Consider the following 22,975-nt stretch of genomic DNA (forward strand, 5'->3'; position numbering starts at 1 on the left):
ATCCGAGGATTCGATCATAGTTGCCTGAACTGTCTATAATTCCTTTCAGTTTCACCCCACCCCACAATAACGCCGAGACCGCCATGCTACAAATGTCCCGGCGCCAGTTCCTGAAGGTGACGGCCACGTCGCTTGCCGGATCGAGTCTTGCCCTGATGGGCTTTTCTCCGTCCGAAGCGCTGGCCGAGGTCCGACAGTACAAACTGGCGCGCACAGTCGAAACGCGCAACACCTGTCCTTACTGCTCAGTGGGTTGCGGCATCCTGATGTACAGCCTCGGCGACGGGGCGAAGAATGCGCAGCCGAGCATCATCCACATCGAAGGCGATCCCGACCACCCCGTCAATCGCGGCACGCTGTGCCCGAAGGGCGCGAGCCTGATCGACTTCATCCACAGCCCGAACCGCCTCACGCATCCCGAGTATCGGGCGCCCGGCTCGGACAAGTGGGAACCCATCTCGTGGAACGACGCGCTCGACCGCATCGCGAAGCTGATGAAGGCCGACCGCGACGCGAACTTCGTCGAGACGGCCGAAGACGGCGCGAAGGTCAACCGCTGGCTCACGACCGGCATGCTGGCCGCGTCGGCGGGCAGCAACGAGGTCGGCTACCTGACGCACAAGACCATCCGCAGTCTCGGGATGCTCGCATTCGACAATCAGGCGCGTGTCTGACATGGCCCGACGGTGGCAGGTCTTGCCCCGACGTTTGGCCGTGGAGCGATGACGAACCATTGGGTCGACATCAAGAACGCGGACGTGATTCTCGTGATGGGCGGCAATGCAGCCGAGGCCCATCCGTGCGGTTTCAAGTGGGTAACGGAGGCGAAGGCGCACCGCAAGGCGCGGCTGATCGTCGTCGACCCGCGCTTCACGCGTACGGCCTCGGTGGCCGATTACTACGCGCCGATCCGCACCGGCACCGACATCGTCTTCCTGGGCGGCGTCATCAATTATCTGCTGACGAACGACAAAATCCAGCATGAGTACGTGAAGAACTACACGGACTTCACGTTCATCGTGCGCGAGGATTTCGCGTTCAACGACGGCATCTATTCCGGCTACGACGCGGAGAAGCACGCGTACCCGGACAAATCGAGCTGGGATTACGAGCGTGGCGACGACGGTTTCGTGAAGGTCGACCCGACGCTGCAGCATCCGCGCTGCGTCTACAACCTGCTGAAGCAGCACTACGCGCGCTATACGCCGGACATGGTCCAGCAGACGTGCGGCACGCCGAAGGACAAGTTCCTGAAGGTGTGCGAGATGCTCGCGACCACGGCCGTTCCCGGCCGCGCCGGCACGGTGCTGTACGCGCTCGGCTGGACCCACCACTCGATCGGCGCGCAGATCATCCGCACCGGCGCGATGGTGCAGCTGCTGCTCGGCAACATCGGCATCGCCGGCGGCGGGATGAACGCGCTGCGCGGCCACTCGAACATCCAGGGGCTGACCGACCTCGGGCTGATGTCGAACCTGCTGCCGGGCTACATGACGCTGCCGATGCAGGCCGAGCAGGACTTCGACGCGTACATCAAGAAGCGCGTGCAGCTGCCGCTGCGGCCCAACCAGTTGAGCTACTGGAAGAACTACAAGGCATTCCACGTCAGCTTCATGAAGGCGTGGTGGGGCGACGCGGCCACCGCCGAGAACAACTGGGCCTACGACTACCTGCCGAAGCTGGACAAGCAGTACGACCTGCTGCAGGCGATCGAGCTGATGAATGCCGGCAAGATGAACGGCTACATCTGCCAGGGCTTCAATCCGCTCGCGGCGGCGCCGTCGAAGGTGAAGACGGCGGCAGGTCTCGCGAAGCTGAAGTGGCTCGTGATCATGGATCCGCTCGCGACCGAGACGTCCGAGTTCTGGAAACCTCACGGCGACTACAACGACGTCGATGCGTCGAAGATCCAGACCGAGGTGTTCCGCCTGCCGACCACCTGCTTCGCGGAGGAAGATGGCTCGCTCGTGAGTTCGAGCCGCGTGCTGCAGTGGCACTGGAAGGGCGCCGAGCCGCCGGGCGAAGCGAAGAGCGACCTCGAGATCATGTCGGGGCTGTTCCTGCGCATGCGCAAGATGTACCAGAAGGACGGCGGCAAGTACCCGGACCCGATCGTGAACCTGACCTGGCCGTACGCGAACCCGGAAAGCCCGACGCCGGAGGAGCTGGCGATGGAGTTCAACGGGAAAGCGCTCGCCGATCTGCCCGATCCGAAGGATCCGGCGAAGACGCTCGTGAAGAAGGGCGAGCAGCTCGCCGCGTTCGCGCAACTGAAGGACGACGGCACGACCGCGAGCGGCTGCTGGATCTTCTGCGGCGCGTGGACGCAGGCCGGCAACCAGATGGGGCGCCGCGACAACTCCGACCCGACCGGCATCGGTCAGACGCTGAACTGGGCGTGGGCATGGCCGGCGAACCGGCGGATTCTGTACAACCGCGCATCGTGCGACGTCGCCGGCAAGCCGTTCGACCCGACCCGCAAGCTGATCGGCTGGAACGGCAGCGCGTGGAAGGGCGTCGACGTGCCGGACTTCAAGGTCGACGAACCGCCCGAAAACGGGATGGGGCCGTTCATCATGAACCCGGAAGGCGTCGCGCGCTTCTTCGCCCGCGCGGGGATGAACGAAGGTCCGTTCCCCGAGCACTACGAGCCGTTCGAGACGCCGCTCGCCGCGAACCCGCTGCACCCGGGCAACCCGCTGGCGCTGAACAACCCGGCCGCCCGCGTGTTCCCGGACGACCGGGCATCGTTCGGCAAGGTGTCCGAGTTCCCGCACGTCGCGACGACGTACCGGCTGACCGAGCATTTCCACTACTGGACCAAGCATGCGCGGCTGAACTCGATCATCCAGCCCGAGCAATTCGTCGAGATCGGCGAAGACCTCGCGAAGGAAGTCGGCGTCGCGCATGGCGAGCGCGTGAAGGTGTCGTCCAAGCGCGGCTACATCGTCGCGGTCGCTCTCGTCACGAAGCGGATCAAGCCGCTGACGATCGACGGCAGGAAGGTCCAGACGGTCGGCGTCCCGTTGCACTGGGGCTTCAAGGGCCTGACGAAGCCCGGCTATCTCGCCAATACCCTGACTCCGTCCGTGGGCGACGGCAACTCCTATACACCGGAATTCAAGTCGTTCCTGGTGAAGGTCGAAAAGGCGTAAGGGGGAGAGATGGCATTGCAATCGCTGGATATCAAGCGGGTTTCGGCCACCACGACGCCACCGCCCACGGTGCGCGAACCGGTGACCGGGAGCGTCGCGAAGCTGATCGACGTATCGAAGTGCATCGGCTGCAAGGCATGCCAGACGGCGTGCATGGAGTGGAACGACCTGCGCGACGAAGTCGGCACCAACGTCGGCGTGTACGACAACCCGGCCGACCTGACCGAGCATTCGTGGACGGTCATGCGGTTCTCCGAATACGAGAACCCGGCGGGCGACCTCGAGTGGCTGATCCGCAAGGACGGCTGCATGCACTGCGAGGATCCGGGCTGTCTGAAGGCGTGTCCGTCGCCGGGCGCGATCGTGCAGTACAACAACGGGATCGTCGATTTCCACGAGGAGAACTGCATCGGTTGCGGCTACTGCGTGACCGGTTGCCCGTTCAACGTGCCGCGGATCTCGAAGAAGGATCATCGCGCGTACAAGTGCACGCTCTGTTCCGACCGCGTCGCGGTCGGCCAGGAACCGGCCTGCGTGAAGACCTGCCCGACGGGCGCGATCGTGTTCGGCACCAAGGAGGACATGAAGCAGCACGCGGCCGAGCGCATCGAGGACCTGAAGGAGCGCGGCTTCGAGCATGCGGGGCTGTACGACCCGCAGGGCGTCGGCGGCACGCACGTGATGTACGTGCTGCACCACGCGGACAAACCGTCGCTGTATCACGGATTGCCCGACAATCCGTCGATCAGCCCGATGGTGAAGCTGTGGAAAGGCATCGCGAAACCGCTCGCGGTCGCCGGCCTCGCGCTGACCGCGCTGGCCGGATTCTTCCACTACGTCCGCGTCGGTCCGAACGAGGTGAGCGACGAAGAGGAATCGGCCGCGCGCGACGAAGCGCGACGCATCAAGGAGGACGCGAAATGAACCACGACGACCCCAACCTGATCGTCCGCTACACGCCGAACGAGCGCACGAACCACTGGATCACCGCGATCACGTTCGTGCTGCTCGCGTTGTCCGGGCTCGCGCTGTTCCATCCGTCGATGTTCTGGCTCACCGCGCTGTTCGGCGGCGGTCAGTGGACGCGGATCCTGCATCCGTTCGTCGGCCTCGTGATGTTCGTGTCGTTCGCGATCCTCGTCGTGCGCTTCTGGCACCACAATGCGCTCGACGCGGACGACCGGCAGTGGCTGAAGCAGATCGGCGACGTGCTGACCAACCAGGAAGACAAGCTGCCGCCGGTCGGGCGCTATAACGCCGGGCAGAAGCTGCTATTCTTCACGCTGGTGGCGTGCCTGCTGCTGCTCCTGCTGTCGGGAGTCGTGATCTGGCGGCGCTATTTCTCGTTCTACTTCCCGATCGGGATCATTCGCGCGGCCGCTGTCGTGCATGCCGTGGCGGCCTTCGTGCTGATCGCGAGCATCATCGTGCACATTTACGCGGCGTTGTGGGTGAAGGGTTCGATCGGCGCGATGGTGCGGGGCACCGTCACGCTGGGCTGGGCCCGCAAGCATCACCCGAAGTGGTTCCGTGAAAGCGTGAAGTAACGCAGCGGAGCGGGGCGGTACGCCGATTGCGGCGTATCGTTCCGCCAACCGCCGGAATCGCCCGAAAGCGCCGATTCGTCGGCGCTTCGTTTTTTGGAAGACATTTTCGTGACACAACGCATTCTGGAGCCGACCGAGATCTCGGCACTCGATCATTCGGCCATTCCGCGCTTTCGCCTGCCGGAGCGTGCGACCGCGTTCGCGGCGCGCGCCGCGCGGCTGCGCAAGCTTGCCGACCTGAACCCGATCAGCGGCTATCTGCGGCTGATGGCCACCGTCGCCGACGCGCAGCACGCGACGCTGCAGACGCTGGAGCTGCCGCTGCCGTCGAAGGAAGCGATCGCACGCGCGCAGGAACATTCGATGCCGCTCGTGCCGGCGCTCGACGGCCAGCGCGATTCGCGGTGGCGCGCCGTGCTGTATGAACTGCTCGATCGCGTCGAAAGCGCCGGGCTCGTCAATCCGCAGCTCGCGAAGCTGCTCGACCGGCTGCGCCTGACGGCGCCCGCCGAACTCGACGCGCAGGCCGATGCGATCCTCGCGCTGCGCTTCGCGGAGGTCGATCCGGCCACCGCGCCGTTCCTGATGGCCGCGCTGCAGGTCGCGTGGACCGATCTCGCGAGCCGCGTGACGCCGGCCGATGTCCCGTATCTCGACCAGCCGGGGCTGTGCCCGGTGTGCGGCACGCATCCGGTCGCGAGCGTCGTTCGGGTCGGCGGCCAGTACCAGGGCTACCGTTTCCTGCAGTGCGGGCTGTGCACGACCGAGTGGCACATGGTGCGCACCAAGTGCTCGCACTGCGATTCGACGAAGGGCATCGCGTATCACGGGATCGAAGGCGGCAGCGAAGCCATCAAGGCCGAATCGTGCGACGAGTGCAAGACCTATCGCAAGATCGGCTATCAGGAGAAGGACTACGAGTTCGAGCCGCTGGCGGACGATCTCGCAAGCCTCACGCTCGACCTGCTGATGAACGAGGCCGGCTACCAGCGCAGTTCGCCGAACCCGCTGCTGTGGCCCGACGTCTCGCGCGAGGCGGACTGACGGCACGGGGCCGTGGCGGCGCGCGAGCGCCGGCCCCGGCCGACTGCGGAGCATGAGACTGGAGCTACAACGACGTGACCGAACCGGGTGTGAATGAATTGAATGCCGTGCTGGCGCGCGTGCCGTCGGTCGAGCGCGTGCTGTCGTCGGCGCCGCTGCAGCCGCTCGTCGCGGACTATGGCCGCACGCGCGTGCTCAATGCCGTGCGCGCCGAACTGGAACGCTGGCGCACGGCGGCACAGCACGATCCCGCGGCGGCCGAGCCGCTCGACGAGCCGCGCATCGCCGCGGCCGTCGCGCACGCATTGGCCGCACAGAGCGCGGGCGCCGTGCGCCCCGTGTTCAACCTGACCGGCACCGTGCTGCATACGAACCTCGGGCGAGCGTTGCTGCCCGACGATGCGGTGCGTGCCGTGGTCGACGCCCTCACGCGGCCCGTCAACCTCGAGTTCGATCTCGCCACCGGCCGCCGCGGCGACCGCGACGACCTGATCGACGATCTGCTGTGCGAGCTGACGGGCGCGGAAGCCGCGACCATCGTCAACAACAATGCGGCGGCCGTGCTGCTGACGCTGTCGGCGCTTGCGACGAAGCGGGAAGTGGTCGTGTCGCGCGGCGAGCTGGTCGAGATCGGCGGCGCGTTTCGCATCCCCGACATCATGAGCCGTGCCGGCGCGAAGCTGCGCGAAGTCGGCACGACCAACCGCACGCATCTGCGCGACTACGCGGATGCGATCGGCTCGCGCACGGCGCTGCTGATGAAGGTGCATTGCAGCAACTACGCGATCAGCGGCTTCACGAAGGAGACGACGCTCGCCGAGCTCACGCCGCTCGCGCGCGAGCACGGGGTGCCGGTCGCCGTCGATCTCGGCAGCGGCACGCTGGCCGACCTGTCGCAATGGGACTTGCCGCACGAGACGACCGTGCAGGAAACCGTCGCTGCCGGCGCGAACGTCGTCACGTTCAGCGGCGACAAGCTGCTCGGTGGCCCGCAAGCCGGCCTGATCGTCGGCGATCGGGCGCTCATCGCGAAGATCAAGAAGCATCCGCTCAAACGTGCGCTGCGCGTCGGCAAGCTGACGCTCGCGGCACTCGAACCGGTGCTGCGCCTGTATCAGTCGCCTGAATTCCTGCGCGACAGGCTCACGACGCTGCGTCTGCTGACGCGCCCGCAGCGCGACATTGCCGAAGCCGCCGAACGCATGCGCCCGGTGTTGCAGGCGGCGCTCGGCAGCGGTTTCGACGTGACGGTCGAGCCGATGTTCAGCCAGATCGGCAGCGGTGCGCTGCCGGTCGATCAATTGCCGAGCGCCGGGCTCGTCGTTCGCGCCGCGGACGGCAAGCGCAGCGGCCGCGCGCTCGTGCAGCTCGAAAAACGCCTGCGCGAATGGCCACGCCCGGTGATCGGCCGCGTGGGCGACAACGCGCTGCGGCTCGATCTGCGCTGCCTCGAAGCGGCCGACGAAGCGGCGTTCGCCGCGCAATGCGTGCCGCTCGCGGGGCCGGCCGCATGATCGTCGGGACCGCTGGACACATCGACCACGGCAAGACAACGCTCGTGCGGGCGCTGACGGGCGTCGACACCGATCGGCTGAAGGAAGAGAAGGCGCGCGGCATCTCCATCGAGCTCGGCTACGCGTATACGCCGCTCGACAACGGCGACGTGCTCGGCCTGATCGACGTGCCGGGCCACGAGAAACTGATTCACACGATGGCGGCCGGTGCATGCGGCATCGACTTCGCACTCGTCGTGATTGCCGCCGACGACGGCGTGATGCCGCAGACGCGCGAGCATCTCGCGATCCTGCAACTGCTCGGCGTCACGCATGGCGCCGTCGCGCTGACGAAATGCGATCGCGTCGATGCCGCACGCGTTGCCGAGGCGCGCGACGAGATCGCCGCGTGGTTGCACGATTCGACGCTGGCCGGCGTGCCGATCTTCGAAACGCGTGCCACGGTGGCCGGCGATCCGGGCGTCGCCGCGTTGAAGCAGCATCTGGCCGACGCGGCGACCGCGTGGCGTGCGCGTCGCGACGACGGGCTGTTCCGGCTCGCGGTCGATCGCGTGTTTACGCTCGCCGGGCAAGGCACCGTCGTGACCGGTACCGCATTCGCGGGCCGCGTCGCGACGGGCGACACGCTCGCGATCGTGCGCACGGGCGACGCGGCCCGCGTGCGCAGCATCCATGCGCAGAACCGGCCGGTCGATGCCGGGCGCGCGGGCGAGCGCTGCGCGCTGAACCTGGCCGGCGTCGACAAGGCCGACGTCGAGCGCGGCGACACCGTCGCCGATGCGCGGCTCGTCGCGACGTCGCCGCGTCTGGACGTCGACCTGACGCTGCTCGCGGACGCGGGGCTGACGCTGACTCACTGGGCGCCGCTGCATGTGCATCTCGGCACGCTGCATCGCGTGGCCCATGTCGCGCTGCTCGACGGCGACACGCTCGCGGCCGGCCAGCGGATGCGCGTGCAACTGGTATTCGACGAGCCGGTGTTCGCGCTGCCGGGCGACCGTTTCATCGTCCGCAATCCGCAGGCGACGCGTACCGTCGGCGGCGGCCGGGTGCTCGATCCGTTCGGGCCGGCACGCAAGCGCCGCACGCCTGCGCGCCGCGCATGGCTCGATGCGCTCGCGGCGTGGCTCGACGAAGGACGCCTCGATGCGCTGCTCGCGCAGGCGCCGCTCGGCATTGCGCGCGCGACGCTCACGCATCTGACGGGATTCGCACCCGATGCGCTGGTGTTGCCCGACGATGCGCTGGCGATCGGACGACGCGATGCCGCGTCGAACGAAGGTGCGGTGATTTCGCATGCGCACTGGCGTGCGTTGCAGACGCGGGCGGTCGATACGCTGCGTGCGTACCACGAGCGCGTGCCCGACGAGCAGGGGCTCGACGCCGCACGCTTGCGGCGGATGGCTGCGCCGCTCGTCGGCGATGCCCTGTGGCGCGCGCTCGTCGATGCGCTGGCGGCGGGCGGCGAAGTCGCGCGCAGCGGGCCGTGGCTGCATCTGCCGTCGCATTCCGTGAGCCTCGAGCCGCGCGAGGAAGCGCTGGCGCAGCAACTGCTGCCGCTGATCCACGCGGGGCGCTTCGATCCGCCGTGGGTGCGCGACCTGGCCCGCGACACGGGTGCTGCCGAGGACGCGGTGCGCACGCTGCTGCGCAAGCTCGCACGGCGCGGCGACGTGCATCAGGTCGTGCGCGACCTGTTCTATCATGCGGACGTCGCACGCGAACTGGCGGAACTGGTCGCACATCTCGCACCGTCGCGCGGCGGCGGGCTCGATGCCGCGACGTTCCGCGATGCGACGGGGCTCGGTCGCAAGCGCGCGATCCAGATTCTCGAGTTCTTCGATCGGGTTGGGTATACTCGCTTCCGCCGCGATCTTCACTACCTGCGGCCTGACAGCGGTTGGGTGGGTATTCAGGCGTAGGCGCTCGTCGTTCTTTTCGGTTTTTTCCCTGCGGAAGGCATTCGTATCCGGTGGTACGGCCGGGCTTCAAACCCGGTTAGGGGCGTCAGCCGCTCCTGGGTAGGTTCGACTCCTGCTGCCTTCCGCCACACCGCTCTTCCGGGCTATTCCGATCTCTTCCGTTGATGTCCTCTAGATCGCTGATTTTAAAGCGGTTTGTGGGTAACGGCGTGCTTGCGACTACCGTTGACGTCCCGCACAATTTCCTCACGAAGTATGGGTAGCGATGTGGGTTTGTGGGTAGGGAGGGCAACATGGCGGGACGACAGTTGCATCGACTCAGCGCTCTGCGGGTCGCGAAAGAAGTAGCTCCGGGTCATTACGCGGATGGCGGCGGCCTCTACATGCAGATCGCGGACAGCGGAGCGCGTTCATGGGTGTTCCGGTTCAAATTGAACGGCCGGATACGGGAGATGGGGCTTGGTCCGCTTTCGCGTGTTTCTCTGGGCGAGGCACGAAAACTCGCCGCCGGGTATCGCGATATGGTGAGGGACCTGATCGATCCCATCCTTGCACGGCGCGAACAGCAGCGCCGACAGTTGCTCGATATATCGCCGGACGCAAACGTGACGTTTCGGGAAGCAACTGAAGCGTTTATCCGTGCGCATGAACCCCAGTGGCGAAATCGTAAGCACGTCCAGCAGTGGGGGAACACGCTCAAGACCTACGCGTATCCAGTAATCGGTGACGTCAGGGTGCGCGACATTGACACCGCGATGATCGTGCAAATCCTTCAGCCGATCTGGACGAAGAAGGCGGAGACTGCGCGCCGGGTGCGCGGTCGCATCAAGGCGATTCTCGACGCAGAGACGGTGCTGGGTCATCGCGTAGGCAGCAACCCGGCACGATACGTAGACCATCTGCAACTCGTGTTGCCGCGATCGAAGAAGCGCTCGCAGGTGAACCATCACCCTGCACTTCCGTGGGAGGACTTGCCTGCGTTTATCCGCGAGCTTGAGCAACGTCCACGCCGTGCTGCGCGTATGTTGCATCTGCTCATCCTCACGGCGACCCGCACGAACGAGGTGCGTTTTGCGCGGCCCGAAGAGTTTGACCTCGCCGCTCGCACATGGTCAATTCCTGGCGATCGCACCAAGAGCGGCCGACCGCTTCGCGTACCGCTTTGTGACCGTGCTGTCGAAATCGTGCGCAGCGCATTGCCCAAGGCAAAATACGGCTATCTGTTCCCGGGCTGCAAGGAAGGGCGTCCACTGTCGAACATGGCGATGCTGACGCTGCTGAGGCGAATGTCGCGACATGGAATCACCGTCCACGGTTTCCGCTCGACGTTCCGCGACTGGGTTGCCGAATGTACGGACTATCCCGATTCGCTCGCAGAGGAAGCCTTGGCACACGTCATCGTATCGCAGACAGTGGCGGCCTACCGACGTCGCGACCAGCTCGAGCGTCGGCGCCTGATGATGGCAGACTGGGGACTTTATTGCGGAAGCTCGTGTCAGAACGATGCGACGGTCACGGAACCTGTGTTGCAACCAGTCGCTGCCTAAAGATCGTTCGACAATCGCTGCGGTCCTGTCCGGTACGTTCCGCTGTGATCCATCTGCGTCGCATGATGGCGCTCCGCCCACGCGGACCCACGCGATTTCCGTCTGCTCGCTCACAAGACGTGGCGCCGTCACCGCGTCGTCCGGCGCGTGCAGTGCGTGCTGCTCGCGAAACTCGCGGGAACAGAGCGGCACGAACTTGCGCCGGTCCAGGTAATCGCTTTGCACCCCTTAATCGGTTCCTGTCCGATCCCCAGGATGCCGCGATCACGCGCATAGAGGGCGTTCGATGTTGGATGGACGCGCGCTTGGTGGCGCGACTCACGGCCGTCGGCGTCACGACCGTCCCCGACATGCTCACGCTGATGCGCGTGCGACGCCAACGCTGGGGTCATGGCCGACGTCACCGTCTGACAGAACTGACCATTCACGAACGGGTGGTAGTCGCGAGCGCGTCGAACACATTGGCGTCCGGAAGCTGGCGCCACGACTCGGGGCCTGCGTCGATTTCTTCGGCCGTCAGCAGACACGCATCGAGTTCGCGACGCAACTGGACATGATCGATCGACTGCCCGATGAACACGATTTCCTGTCGGCAATCGCCAGTCGGCTCTTCCCATTTCTTCAGCACACCCTCGCGACGATAGTCGTCGTGCGGCCAGTCCGACTGCGGGATGAATCGCCACCATCGCCCGACGTAACCCCACTGGAACGCGCCGCCCGTCTGCACCAGCATCGCGATGTCGGCATACCGGTGCGCAGCCCAGACATAGCCCTTGCAGCGCAGCAGCCGGCCGTTGTCCCACGGACGACGCAGCCATGCGAGCAGGCGCGCCGGATGAAAGGGCGCACGTTCGCGATAGGTCCACGATGCGATCCCGTACGCATCCGATTCCGAGGGGCGCTCGTCGACCTGCATGCGTTGCATCCATCCCGGCGATTCGACGAGCGCCGGGAGATCGAAGCGCCGCGTATCCAGGACGTCTGACGGATCGACCTTGCCGTGCTGCATCGGCAGGATTCGCGCAGAGGGATTCAGCGACGCCAGAATGGCGCGCAGCCGGTCGAAACCCGCATGGCCGATCCGGTCGAGTCGGCTCACGAGAATCACGTTCGCGTATTCGACTTGTTCGATCAGCAGGTCCGACAGCTTGCGCGGCGGACCGGAATCGCTGCCGTTCGCGAGCGTGGCGTCGCGCGTGACCGGTTCGGCCGACGCGATCATGTCCTCGAACGTCTCGCCGTCGACCACCGTGACGAGCGTGTCCAGCCGCGCGAGTTCGCTGAGGCTGAAGCCGTCCCGGTCGAGAAACGCGAACGTCTCCGCGACCGGCATCGGCTCCGAGATGCCGGTCGATTCGATCAGCAGGTAGTCGAATCGACGCTGCCGCGCGAGCGTGCCGATCTGCTCGAGCAGGTCGGCGCGCAACGTGCAGCAGATGCAGCCGTTGCTCATCTCGACCAGTTCGTCCTCGCCTCGATGCAGCTCGACGTTGCGCCGCACATCGTCGGCGTCGATGTTCACTTCGCTCATGTCGTTGACGATCACGGCGACCTTCAGTCCCGCGCGATTGCGCAGGATGTGGTTCAGCAACGTCGTCTTTCCGGCACCGAGGAAGCCGGACAGCACGGTGACCGGAATCCTCGGGCCGGGGGCGGCCGGCGCGCGTTGCTCCCCCGGCGTCATCATGCGCTCTGCCTGGACGCGCGATCCAGGTAGCCTTCGAACAGGTCGACCACGACGTAGCCGTCGTCGGCGGCGTCGCCCCACAGATCCTTCACGCGGAACTCGACGTGGTAGGTCGGCTGATGTGCGGCGCCGGTGTCGCCGTGGCCGATCGCGTCCGGGAAGGGCCACGATTCGGTCGTCCGGTGCAGCACGACGCCTTCCTTGCCGCGGACGTAGCCCGGCGCGCGGATGTGTCCGCTGACGTATTCGTCGCGAACGACGACGCGATCGCCGACCTCGAACCGCGTCGAGTCGGGCGGTGCCGCCCGGCCGCCGGATGTCGGCGGGTTTGCGAGCCGGAAATGCGAGCCGAGCGCGCGGTCGAGCTCCTCCTGCGTGAGCACGCCGGTTTCGACGAGCAAGGTGGCGGTCGCGATCACGTAGCGCTCGTAGTAGCGCGTGCCGACGTGCTGGCGCACGTCGATGCGTTCGACCGCGTGACGTACTTCGTCGACGCTGAATTTTTTCAGTTGGTCCACGCCGACGAACATCAGGCTGTACGCGAGATGCTCCCAGTCTTCCTTGAAGACCGGCTTGTAGCTGAGACTGTTGATCGTGTGCGGCACCGGGCCGAAACCCTGGAAGCCGCCGAGGTCGTGAAAGCCGTCCATATGTGATCTCCGGGATGAAGGACGAAAGCGAAACGGGAGGCGGGTCAGTGCGCGCGCGGCAGCGCTACGCCGATCAGCACGTCCTTCGTGACGAGCGTGCGCAGTTGTTCCTCGCTCATCTGCTCGCTGCCGGCCGGACGGACGGGCAGCACGAGGTAGCGGGTTTCGGCGGTCGTATCCCAGACCTTTACGACGACGTCGTCGGGCAGGTCGGTGCCGAGTTCGCGCAGCACCGTGCGTCCTTCACGGACGAGCCGCGCACGATATTCGAAGCCCTTGTACCACTCGGGCGGCAGCCCGAGCACCGGCCAGTTCGTGCATGAGCACAGGCTGCAGACGATCACGTTCTTCAGCGTCGGGGTGTCTTCGAGCGCGACGATGTATTCGCCCTGCGGGCCGGTGTAGCCGAACTGCGCGCACGCGGCAGTGCCGTCCTTCAGCAGCAGTTCGCGAAACGCCGGGTCGACCCACGCACGCGCGACGATGCGCGCGCCGTTGGCCGGATCCCACGTCGTGGACATCAGCTCGGTCAGGCCTTCGATATAGCCGTCGGGGATCAGGTTCTTCTCTTTCATCACGCGAAACAGCGCCCAGGCACGTTCGCCGGGCGTCGAGGCTGTTTCCGCGGAAGGGGTAGCGCTCATCGTGGGGTTCCTTGTCGTGGTTCGGGTTGACCGCCGCCGTCGCGTGGGTATTGCCGTGGCGGGGCGTGGACGCGTGGTGTCGGTCACGCTCGACGAGCAGGGTAAGAAGAGAAAAAGCGCGGTTCTTTGCCGGCACGGATCGGAAACTGTGCTGAGACGGCCCCGTGGCGCGGCATGGAGCCGACGCGCCACGGAGGCACCGCGATGGGCGGCAATTGGCGCGGCGCCCGGCACGAAAACAGCGGCAGCCGGCGCACGTTTTGCGACCGCTGCATGACATCGGAAGCGCAGGTCCGCCACAGCCAATTTCTTGTTCCGCCGGAAAACAGAACTGCGGATTTTGCCTTCCTATTCTCATCCTCAAGCGACGGCCGTTCGATGTCGCGAATCGCCGGCATCCCCGATGGACCGGCGGAACAACAGTCAGCCAGCACCCCGCGATTCCACCGTCCGGCGACGGTTCCCGTTCGTCATGCGTCGGACGTGGCGGTGCCTGCGCATCCAGGTGAGGAGCATGATGGACAACGTCAACAGAATCAAACTGAAGCGAATCGCGCGCGTGATCGGCTTGTCGCTGATGGTCGTCGCATCGCATTACGCGGGCGCGGTCGAGGTCGATCCCGGCGATTACGAGCAGTATCCGGCCGGCGCGACGATCGGCGTGCTGTACTACAACTACTCCGCGACGAACGCGTACTACGCGAACGGCCATCGGACGTCGGATTTCGACCTGCAGTCCAATGTCGGCATCGCCCGCCTGCTGCATGTGTTCCAGCTCACCGACAGGCTCACGATCGATCCGCAGGTGTTGCTGCCGTTCGGTCACATCAGCAGCTTCGGCAACGCGGGCGCGCTTGGCAGTACGAACGGTGTCGGCGACGTGATCCTGACCGCGCCGTTGAAATTCCGCTTGAACGAAGCGAAGGACGTCGTCGCCGCGACGGTCTACGTCTACGCGCCGACCGGGAGCTACGACCAGAACCGCGGTCTCAATCTCGGCGCCAACCGCTGGTCGCTCGATTTCCAGGCGGCCTACGTCAAGCACTTTTCGCCGCAGTGGGCGCTCGATCTCGTCGGCGACGCGATCTGGTACGGCAACAACACGTCGTACGGCGCGAGCGGCGCGACGCTGCATCAGCGGATGAGCTACAGCGCGCAGGCGATGGTGCGTTACATGCCCGATCCGGGCACGTCGCTCGGGATCGGCATCACGCAGCTCTGGGGCGGTGAAACGAGCGTCGACGGCGCGGACAACAACGACGCGCTTCGCACGACGCGCCTGCGGCTCACCGCGGCGAAATTCGTGACGAAGTCCGATCAGGTGCAAATCCAGCTCGGCACCGATCTGAGCGTGCGCAACGGCCCGAAGAACAGTGTGCTCGCCGGGCTGCGTTACGCGCACATCTTCTGACGACCCGCGGGCGCCGGGATACGCCCGGTGCCTGTCGCGCCGTCTCCCCAACGTCGATACCTCGACATCCGATTCCCTTTCCAGAGAGGTCATGCATGGAATCCGCCATCGACAAACACCTGGTCTGCCCGCGGACGCTGTCGCGCCGCGTCGCCGACGACTACCAGCCGCCGTTCCCGATGTACGTCGCCCGGGCCGCCGAAGACCTGAGCCAGGTCGTGATGGGCTATTTCGGCGTGCAATACAGCGGCGCCGACAAGCGCGCGGCGGCACTGGCCGCGTTGCGCCGGATCGTCGCCGATTTCGGTGCGCAGGACGGCCCGAACAACTTCGATCTGACGCAACACACCGACGACCAGGGTTACGATAACCTGATCGTCGTCGGCTACTGGCGCGATCCGGCCGCGTATGCGCGCTGGATCGCGTCGCCGGCAGTCGTCGAGTGGTGGGCGTCCGACGCACGCCTCGCGGACGGCATCGGCTACTTCCGGGAAATCGTCGCGCCGCGCGCCGAGCAGTTCGAGACGCTTTACGCATTTACCAGCGATTTCCCCGGCGTCGGCGCGATCATGGACGGCGTCAGCGGCGAGATCGAGGAGCACGGCTACTGGGGATCGATGCGCGACCGGTTCCCGATCTCGCAGACGGACTGGATGCGCGCGGACGGCGAGTTGCGCATCGTCGAGGGCGATCCGGCCCGCGGCGGCCGCGTGGTCGTACTGGCCCACGACAACATCGCGCTGATTCGCTCCGGCCAGGACTGGCGCGCGGCCGAACACGACGAGCGCCGGCTGTATCTCGAGGAGATCGAGCCGACGCTGCGCAGCGGGATGGAATTCCTGCGCGACAACGGCGCGGAGGTCGGCTGCTACAGCAATCGCTACGTGCGCTCGATCGATCTCGACGGCAACGTGCTCGACGAGAGCTACAACATCGGCCACTGGCGTTCGCTCGACCGCCTCGAGCGCTGGGCCGAATCCCATCCGACGCACCTGCGGATCTTCGTCACGTTCTTCCGTGTCGTGACCGGGCTGTCGAAACTGCGGCTGTATCACGAGGTTTCCGTGTTCGATGCGAAGCATCAGGTCTACGAATACGTGAACTGCCATCCGCGCACCGGGATGATGCGCGACGCCGTCGCCCGCTGAACGTCGCCCGCTGAATCCCGCCGGCGCCGCCGGGGCCGGCGGTGCCGCTTACCGAACTGGAGAACGTCGATGGCCATCAAACGCCCGACTCGAGAACAACTGTCCGACATTGCAGCCGGTTTCGGCTTTCACGTCGATTCCCGCCAACTCGCCGACTACGACGATGCGCTGCAGGCGAACTTCGATGCGTACGACGCCATCGACGCGCTGCCCGACTATCTGCCCGTCGTTGCGTACCCGCGCACGCCCGGCTACCGCCCGGAAGGCGACGAGAACCGTTACGGCGCGTGGGCGCAAAAGAGCACGATCCACGGCGCCGCCGACGGCAAGCTGCGCGGCAAGACGGTGGCCGTGAAAGACAACATCTGCGTCGCCGGCGTGCCGATGCGCAATGGCGCGAGCACGTTCGAGGGCTACGTGCCCGATATCGATGCGACCGTCGTCACGCGGGTGCTCGACGCCGGCGGCACGATCGCCGGCAAGTCGACCTGCGAGTACTACTGTTTTTCCGGCGGCTCGCACACGAGCGCGTCGGGGCCGGTGCACAATCCGCGCAAGGCAGGGCATTCGTCCGGCGGCTCGTCGTCGGGCAGCGGCGCGCTCGTTGCGAGCGGCGAGGTCGACATGGCGCTCGGCGGCGACCAGGGCGGCTCGGTCCGGATCCCGTCCGCCTATTGCGGCATCTACGGGATGAAGCCGACGCACGGGCTCGTGCCGTATACCGGCGCGATGCCGATCGAGGCGACCGTTGATCATCTGGGGCCGATGACGGGCAACGTGCTCGACAACGCTCTGCTGCTCGAGGTGATCGCGGGCGACGACGGGCTCGATCCGCGCCAGCGGGCGCTGCCGCCGCGCGCCGATTATCTCGGCGCGATCCGCGACGGCATCGCGGGACTGCGGATCGGCATCCTGCGCGAGGCGTTCGGGCTCGCGAATTCGGAGAGCGTGGTCGACGAGGCCGTGCTGGTCGCTGCGCACCGGTTGCGCAAGCTGGGCGCGAGCGTCGAAGAGGTGTCGGTGCCGCTGCATGCGGCCGGCACCGCGATCTGGCTGCCGATCGCGGCCGAGGGGGCGACGCAGCAGATGATGAAGGGCAACAGCCACGGTTTCAACTGGGGCGGCCTGTATGTGACCGGCATGATCGATCATCACGCGGGCTGGCGCGAGCGCGCTGACGAGTTGCCGGATACCGTGAAGGTGACGATGCTGCTCGGCGAATATTTCACGAGCCGGTATCGCGGGCGCTACTACGCGAAGTGCCAGAACCTCGCGCGACGCTTGGGATCGGCTTACGACGCGGCGCTGCAATCGTATGACGTGTTGCTGATGCCGACCGTACCGATGCGCGCGTCGAAACTGCCGGAGCCCGGTTGTGCGATGTCCGAGTCGCTGACGCGGGCGTTCGAGATGCTCGCGAATACCGCGCCGTTCGACGTGTCCGGGCATCCTGCCATGTCGCTGCCGTGCGGGGTGGCCGACGATCTGCCGATCGGGCTGCAACTGGTCGGGCGCCGCTTCGACGAGGCGACGCTCTACCGCTGCGCATACGCGTACGAACAGTCTTCCGACTGGCGGCAGACGACATTCGCATGACATGTCCGGAGCGGTAGCGCATCGCCGCCGCGCCGCGTGCCGGTCCGACCGGCAACGCGGCGTACACGGCGATCGATTGGACAATGCGCTTTTGAACGGGCACGCTACCGGCTGCGTGTTTGCTAACCCATGTGGGGCACGACCATGACGATGCGTCCTATCGCGCGCGCCGCAAGCGGCGACGCGCCCGGCCCGGCGTCCGACAGCTCGCCGGATGAGCGGACGAATTCGGCGATCGAGGTCGCGACCGAAGGCTCGCTCAGCCAGCGTATCGAATTCTGGCGCGAGACGATTCTGCGACTGTTCGCGGACGTGCAGATCGCGGCCGTGCAGAAAGACGATTTCTTCGGCCAGGTGCGGCAGCGCAAATGCGAAAAGATGCGAATCTCGGAAATCCACGCGAGCGAGCAGGCCGTGATCCGGCGGTATCGGCAGGCGCGCAGCGAGTATGAGGACAAGTATTTCGGCGTGTTGATGCTCGAGGGCAGCCAATCGGTCGAGCAGGACGGCAAGATCGTCACGCTGCACCCCGGGGATTTCGCGATCTACGACGCGACCCGGCCGCACCACCTGCAGTTCGGCCGGTCGTGGCGCGAGATCGTCGTCAGCATTCCCCGCACGACCCTGAACCAGCTCGTCATCGGGATGGAGCACCGCACGGCGTGCCCGACGCAAACCCGCGAGGGCGTCGGCAGCGTCATGCGCGCGTTTCTCGAGCAGATGTCGTCGCAAGTCCGTAGCGTGACCGAGGACGAGATGCGGCAGTTGTCGGATACCGCGATTTCGCTGATCGCGATGACGCTCGGGGGCATGCAGCGCAACGACCTTGCGCAATCGAGGATGAAGGCGTTGACGCTGACGCGTGTGAAGCGGCATCTGCTCGAGCACCTGCACGATCCGGAGTTGAGCCCGATGATGATCGAACGGTCGATCGGGATTTCGTCGCGGTACATCAACAAGCTGTTCGAGGCCGAGAACACGTCGCTGATGCGTTACGTATGGAACCTGCGGCTCGAACGGTGCGCGCAGGATCTCGCGAATCGGCAATGCGCGGTGCTGCGCGTGTCCGACATCGCATTGCGCTGGGGATTCAACGACATGTCGCATTTCAGTCGCGTGTTTCGCGAGAGGTTTGCTATGTCGCCGCGTGAGTGGCGCGAGCACGGTAGCAAGCCACGCTCATAGCCGGTCCATGGGGCGCATCACGCGATTTATTTTCGAGCCGATCAACTCATGTAAGAGATAGCAGCGAGTGCGGTCGACGTTAGTCGTTAGAAGGAGAATCGGAGTGAACCTCTGAGATTGGGCCGTTTCTGTTCCGTGCGCTCGGGCGCATGCCGAGATCGTCTTTACCGCCTAAGCACTCCATCAGATGCTGGCGAAATCCTTCGGCCGCTGGGGAGACTGCGCGGTTGGACGAATGATAGAGGCACACCTGGCGCATAACTTCCGGCTCCACGATCCGACGCATGACAAGGCCAAGCGGTCTCGCCAGCAAGCCGACATATGCTGGGGCCAGAGTTAACGCGAGCCCCGCAGCTGCCATGCCAAGCGCGGTGCTGATGTTGTCGACCACGTCCATGGGTGCAATACGGTCGTCGTCTGCGGCGCCTGCGCGCATGAGTGACACGTTGCGTTCGTAGTCCCGTCCTGCCGCGACCAGCGGCTGCTTTCGCAGGGCAGCCCATGTGATGCGTGTCCGTTTTGCAAGAGGATTGTCAGGCGCGCACCAAAGCACCCATGCGCTTCTGAACAGACCAACACGGGTTACGTCATCACCCACAGCCTGATCGGGACCAATGGCGAGATCCACATCGGCGTTGGCAACCATATCGACGAGGTTATCGACGGGCGCATCCCGAATCCGGACAACCACCTTGGGATGAATCTGCCCGTACCTTTTGATGGCTGCGGGCAACATCGTCGTCGCGATGACTAGAGGAGCCGCAATACGAACGATCCCTGCGGCGCGATTCCGGATATCGTCCGCCGCGGCCTGAGCCAACTCAATGTTCCTCATGACGCTCTTCGCGTGACCAACGAACTCCCGCCCGGCTGGCGACAGTGCAACGCTGCGCGTAGTGCGATCGAACAGGCGGAAGCCCACACCGGTTTCTAGCTCCGCAATCAGAAGGCTCACAGCGGACGGCGACAGATTCAGGCGCTCGCCGGCCCGCGCAAAACTGCGAACGTCCGCCACGGTAAGGAAAGCAGCGAGCTGCCTAGGCGTGAATCGGGTTGCGGACATGGGTTCCTCTATTAAACAGTTTATCTCAATAATAGGCCAGAAATCATCGTTTGTCGTATTGAATGGCGCGACGCACACTTTCACCACAAAGGCGACTATTCCAACTCAGGAGACACATCGTGGCGCACTCATTCACCGCGCACCTCGAGCAGGAGGAGCAGCTCGAACAACGCGCTTACTCGGTCGTTACCTGGCGGCTGGTGCCGTTCCTCTGTCTGTGCTTCGTCATTGCGTTCCTTGACCGCGTGAACATCGCATTCGCGAAACTGCAGATGGTGTCGGAGCTAGGCTGGAGCGAGCAGATCTACGGTTTCGGCGCAGGCATCTTCTTTCTCGCGTATTTCGTTTGCGAAGTGCCGAGCAATCTCATCATGCATCGCGTCGGGGCACGTCGCTGGATCGCCCGCATCATGATTTCCTGGGCCGTGCTGACGGGCCTCATGGCGTTCGTGCACACGGCAACGGCCTTCTATGTGATCCGCTTCCTGATCGGCGCCGCCGAAGCGGGCTTCTTTCCGGGCATCATCCTTTACCTGACGTACTGGTATCCCGCGAGGCGCCGAAGCCGCGTGATCGCGACGTTCATGACGGCTATTCCTATCGCGGGCGTCAGCGGCGGCATCTTGTCAGGGTGGATTCTGTCGACGTTTCACGGCTCGGCCGGACTCTCCGGATGGCAATGGCTGTTCGTGCTCGAGAGCGTACCGTCGCTGCTGGTCGGCATCGCGGCGCTGTTCTATCTCGACGACAGCATCCGCCAGGCGAAATGGCTGGACGACGACGCGCGCGCCCGGCTGACGGCGAACATCGAGGCAGAGTCGCAGACGAAGCAGACGGTTTCGCTCTCCGCCGCATTGCGCCGGCCCGCAGTATGGCTGCTGGCATTGGCCTACTTCGGCGCCGCAATGGGACAGTACGGTTTTGGTTTCTGGCTGCCCTCCATCATCAAACATATGGGCGTCGCGTCTGCGCTGAACGTCGGCCTGCTGTCAGCGATTCCGTACGCTTTCGGCATCGTCGCGATGCTGGCCGTGGGGCGCAGCGCGGATCGAAGCGGCGAACACCGCTGGCACTATCTCGTGCCTTGCGCCGCCGCCGCGCTCGGACTTTTCGCAAGCGCGCTGTACAGTGGACAGCACATGGTCTCGCTGATGGCACTGACGGTTGCATGCATGGGGTTGCAGTGCCTGGCTCCCGTGTTCTGGCGCCTTCCGACTTCGTTGCTGGGCGGCGTTGCAGCGGCCGCTGGCATCGCACTGATCAACTCGATCGGCAACCTCGCCGGCTTCGTCAGTCCTTACATGATCGGCTGGATCGTAGACCACACCGGCAGCGCAAATGTCGCGCTTTACGTCATCGCTGTGTTCCTGCTCCTCTCGGCCGGCATCGTCTTTGTGCTGCCTCGCAATGCTGGGCGCGATCAGCACCACAACATCGGACCCGCTCAATGAACACATTCATCAACCAACCGGTCGACGCATGCGTCGCAGCACTCGAATGCGCGCTCGGTGACACTTCGGTCGTTCTCGATGCGTCTGTCGCGTCGGCCCATACCGGAGACTGGAGCGAAGCGACACGTTGCACGCCTGGCATCGTCGTGTTCCCGCGCACGCCGCAACAGGTAGCGGCGACACTTGAAATCTGCAGCCGCTTCAACCGCCGCGTCGTCGTGCAGGGCGGCTTGACGGGTCTGGCCGGTGGTGCGACACCGCGAGAAGGCGAAATTGCACTCTCGTTATCGAAGCTCGATGCAATCGAGGAGATTGATGCCGTAGGCGGCACCGCCACCGTGCAGGCGGGCGTCGTGCTAGAAGAACTGCAGAGACGCGTCGAAGATGAGGGCTGGTATTTCCCGCTCGATCTCGGCGCCCGCGGCTCGTGCCAGATCGGCGGTAACGCGGCCGTCAACGCCGGCGGTAACCGGGTGATCCGGTTCGGCACCATGCGCGACATGGTGCTCGGTCTCGAAGTCGCGTTAGCCGATGGACGCCTGCTGACCATGCTCAATCGCGTCACGAAAAACACGACGGGCATCGATCTGAAGCATCTGTTCATAGGCAGCGAAGGCACGCTGGGTGTCATCACAAGGCTCGTCGTGAAGCTTTCCCCGAGGCCCACGAGCGCCTGCACGGCGCTCTGTGCGCTGCCGTCGTTTGACGCCGCGACGCAGCTCATACGCGACGCTCGCGCGAGACTCCCGCGACTCTCGGCATTCGAAGTCATGTGGGACGACTTCATGGTCGCCGCCTGCGAAATACACGCACTTCGACCCGCCTTCGGCTCACCCTCGCCGGTCTACGGATTGCTCGAAACGCTCGGCACCGACGAAGCGGACGAACGCCAACAACTCGAGGCATTTCTCGCCGATGCATTAGACCGCGGTCTCGTTGCCGATGCCGTCGTGGCGCAGTCGATGGACGACGCGCAGCGGCTCTGGGCCTATCGGGAAGCCATCGGCGAACTACTGTCTCATCTCAAGCCGCATGCTGCTTTCGACGTCGGCGTTCCAATGAACGCAATGGAAGGCTTCGTCGAAGCGACGCGCAAAGCGCTGACGCAGCGGTTTCCACGCCAACGTCATCTTTTCTTCGGCCATATCGGCGACGGCAATCTTCACGTGCTGTCGGGCCCCCACGAAAGCCCGGCCGACCTGCATCGCGTCGAAGACCTCGTTTATCGCGCAGTCTCCGACGTGGGCGGCTCGATCTCTGCCGAGCATGGCATCGGGGTCGTGAAGCGAGACTTTCTGCACCATAGCCGTTCCGCCGACGAGATTGCGTTGATGCAGGAGATCAAGAACCTGCTGGACCCGGCAGGCGTACTTAATGCGGGTCGAATTCTACGAAAAGACTAAACGGAAGA

17 protein-coding genes and 1 tRNA gene are annotated in these 22,975 nt (G+C 65.1%); 14 read left to right on the plus strand and 4 right to left on the minus strand.

All coding sequences use genetic code 11. The features are described 5' to 3' along the window. Positions 1–83: 83 nt before the first annotated feature. The 8 genes from fdnG (at position 84) to WT97_RS18295 (ending at position 10,729) form a co-directional block, all read left to right on the plus strand. The gene (gene fdnG, locus WT97_RS18260) at positions 84–3,155 is read left to right on the plus strand and encodes a formate dehydrogenase-N subunit alpha (RefSeq protein WP_082742250.1); all 3,072 of its coding nucleotides are present in this window, start codon (positions 84–86) and stop codon (positions 3,153–3,155) included. Positions 3,156–3,164: 9 nt separating this feature from the next. Next, entirely contained in the window at positions 3,165–4,079 is a 915-nt protein-coding gene (gene fdxH, locus WT97_RS18265; protein ID WP_027782651.1) for a formate dehydrogenase subunit beta, read from the plus strand. Continuing rightward, the gene (locus WT97_RS18270) at positions 4,076–4,702 is read left to right on the plus strand and encodes a formate dehydrogenase subunit gamma (protein ID WP_059501130.1); all 627 of its coding nucleotides are present in this window, start codon (positions 4,076–4,078) and stop codon (positions 4,700–4,702) included. The genes fdxH and WT97_RS18270 overlap by 4 nt, the downstream gene beginning before the upstream one ends. A 108-nt stretch (positions 4,703–4,810) precedes the next feature. Continuing rightward, a complete protein-coding gene (fdhE, locus tag WT97_RS18275; RefSeq protein WP_179949379.1) occupies positions 4,811–5,746 on the plus strand; it encodes a formate dehydrogenase accessory protein FdhE in 936 nt (311 codons plus the stop codon). A gap of 74 nt (positions 5,747–5,820) precedes the next feature. Beyond that, complete coding sequence (gene selA / locus WT97_RS18280) at positions 5,821–7,260, plus strand: L-seryl-tRNA(Sec) selenium transferase (protein ID WP_059501128.1); 1,440 nt, start codon at positions 5,821–5,823, stop codon at positions 7,258–7,260. After that, entirely contained in the window at positions 7,257–9,182 is a 1,926-nt protein-coding gene (gene selB, locus WT97_RS18285; RefSeq protein ID WP_060035803.1) for a selenocysteine-specific translation elongation factor, read from the plus strand. The genes selA and selB overlap by 4 nt, the downstream gene beginning before the upstream one ends. 32 nt (positions 9,183–9,214) lie before the next feature. Further along, positions 9,215–9,310 (plus strand) — tRNA-Sec (locus WT97_RS18290). 165 nt (positions 9,311–9,475) lie between these two features. Then, a complete protein-coding gene (locus WT97_RS18295) occupies positions 9,476–10,729 on the plus strand; it encodes a site-specific integrase (protein WP_060353973.1) in 1,254 nt (417 codons plus the stop codon). A 424-nt stretch (positions 10,730–11,153) separates the two neighbouring features. Here the strand turns inward: WT97_RS18295 and WT97_RS18300 are convergent, their stop codons facing one another. From WT97_RS18300 to nthA, 3 genes are read right to left on the minus strand one after another with little or no spacing between them, the layout of a single operon-like run. Beyond that, positions 11,154–12,416 carry a GTP-binding protein gene (locus tag WT97_RS18300; RefSeq protein WP_082751409.1) on the minus strand — a complete coding sequence of 421 codons (1,263 nt, stop codon included), beginning with the start codon at positions 12,414–12,416 and terminating at the stop codon, positions 11,154–11,156. Next, positions 12,413–13,066: a nitrile hydratase subunit beta gene (gene nthB, locus WT97_RS18305; RefSeq protein WP_060353974.1), complete on the minus strand. Its 654-nt coding sequence runs from the start codon at positions 13,064–13,066 to the stop codon at positions 12,413–12,415. Before nthB ends, WT97_RS18300 begins: the two co-directional genes overlap by 4 nt. Before the next feature lie 44 nt (positions 13,067–13,110). Further along, positions 13,111–13,710, minus strand: a complete 600-nt coding sequence (gene nthA, locus WT97_RS18310) for a nitrile hydratase subunit alpha (RefSeq protein ID WP_060353975.1) — start codon at positions 13,708–13,710, stop codon at positions 13,111–13,113. Between the two features lie 514 nt (positions 13,711–14,224). Between nthA and WT97_RS18315 the strand changes: the two genes are divergently transcribed. From WT97_RS18315 to WT97_RS18330, 4 genes are all read left to right on the plus strand, one after another. Continuing rightward, a complete protein-coding gene (locus WT97_RS18315; RefSeq protein WP_060353976.1) occupies positions 14,225–15,121 on the plus strand; it encodes a transporter in 897 nt (298 codons plus the stop codon). Between the two features lie 95 nt (positions 15,122–15,216). Further along, complete coding sequence (locus WT97_RS18320; RefSeq protein WP_048023129.1) at positions 15,217–16,269, plus strand: phenylacetaldoxime dehydratase family protein; 1,053 nt, start codon at positions 15,217–15,219, stop codon at positions 16,267–16,269. A 69-nt stretch (positions 16,270–16,338) separates the two neighbouring features. Then, positions 16,339–17,865 (plus strand): amidase, encoded by a 1,527-nt coding sequence (locus WT97_RS18325; protein ID WP_060353977.1) that lies wholly within the window; start codon positions 16,339–16,341, stop codon positions 17,863–17,865. Between the two features lie 144 nt (positions 17,866–18,009). Next, positions 18,010–19,050 carry a helix-turn-helix domain-containing protein gene (locus WT97_RS18330; RefSeq protein WP_060354079.1) on the plus strand — a complete coding sequence of 347 codons (1,041 nt, stop codon included), beginning with the start codon at positions 18,010–18,012 and terminating at the stop codon, positions 19,048–19,050. A 79-nt stretch (positions 19,051–19,129) separates the two neighbouring features. Here the strand turns inward: WT97_RS18330 and WT97_RS18335 are convergent, their stop codons facing one another. Then, a complete protein-coding gene (locus WT97_RS18335) occupies positions 19,130–20,113 on the minus strand; it encodes a LysR family transcriptional regulator (protein ID WP_060353978.1) in 984 nt (327 codons plus the stop codon). A gap of 119 nt (positions 20,114–20,232) precedes the next feature. Between WT97_RS18335 and WT97_RS18340 the strand changes: the two genes are divergently transcribed. Both WT97_RS18340 and WT97_RS18345 read left to right on the plus strand, forming a co-directional pair. Then, positions 20,233–21,564 carry an MFS transporter gene (locus WT97_RS18340; RefSeq protein WP_060353979.1) on the plus strand — a complete coding sequence of 444 codons (1,332 nt, stop codon included), beginning with the start codon at positions 20,233–20,235 and terminating at the stop codon, positions 21,562–21,564. Next, positions 21,561–22,967 (plus strand): FAD-binding oxidoreductase, encoded by a 1,407-nt coding sequence (locus WT97_RS18345; protein ID WP_060353980.1) that lies wholly within the window; start codon positions 21,561–21,563, stop codon positions 22,965–22,967. The genes WT97_RS18340 and WT97_RS18345 overlap by 4 nt, the downstream gene beginning before the upstream one ends. Positions 22,968–22,975 lie beyond the last annotated feature (8 nt).

It is taken from the genome of Burkholderia sp. MSMB1459WGS, from assembly GCF_001534535.1.
In the GTDB taxonomy this organism is placed as follows: domain Bacteria; phylum Pseudomonadota; class Gammaproteobacteria; order Burkholderiales; family Burkholderiaceae; genus Burkholderia.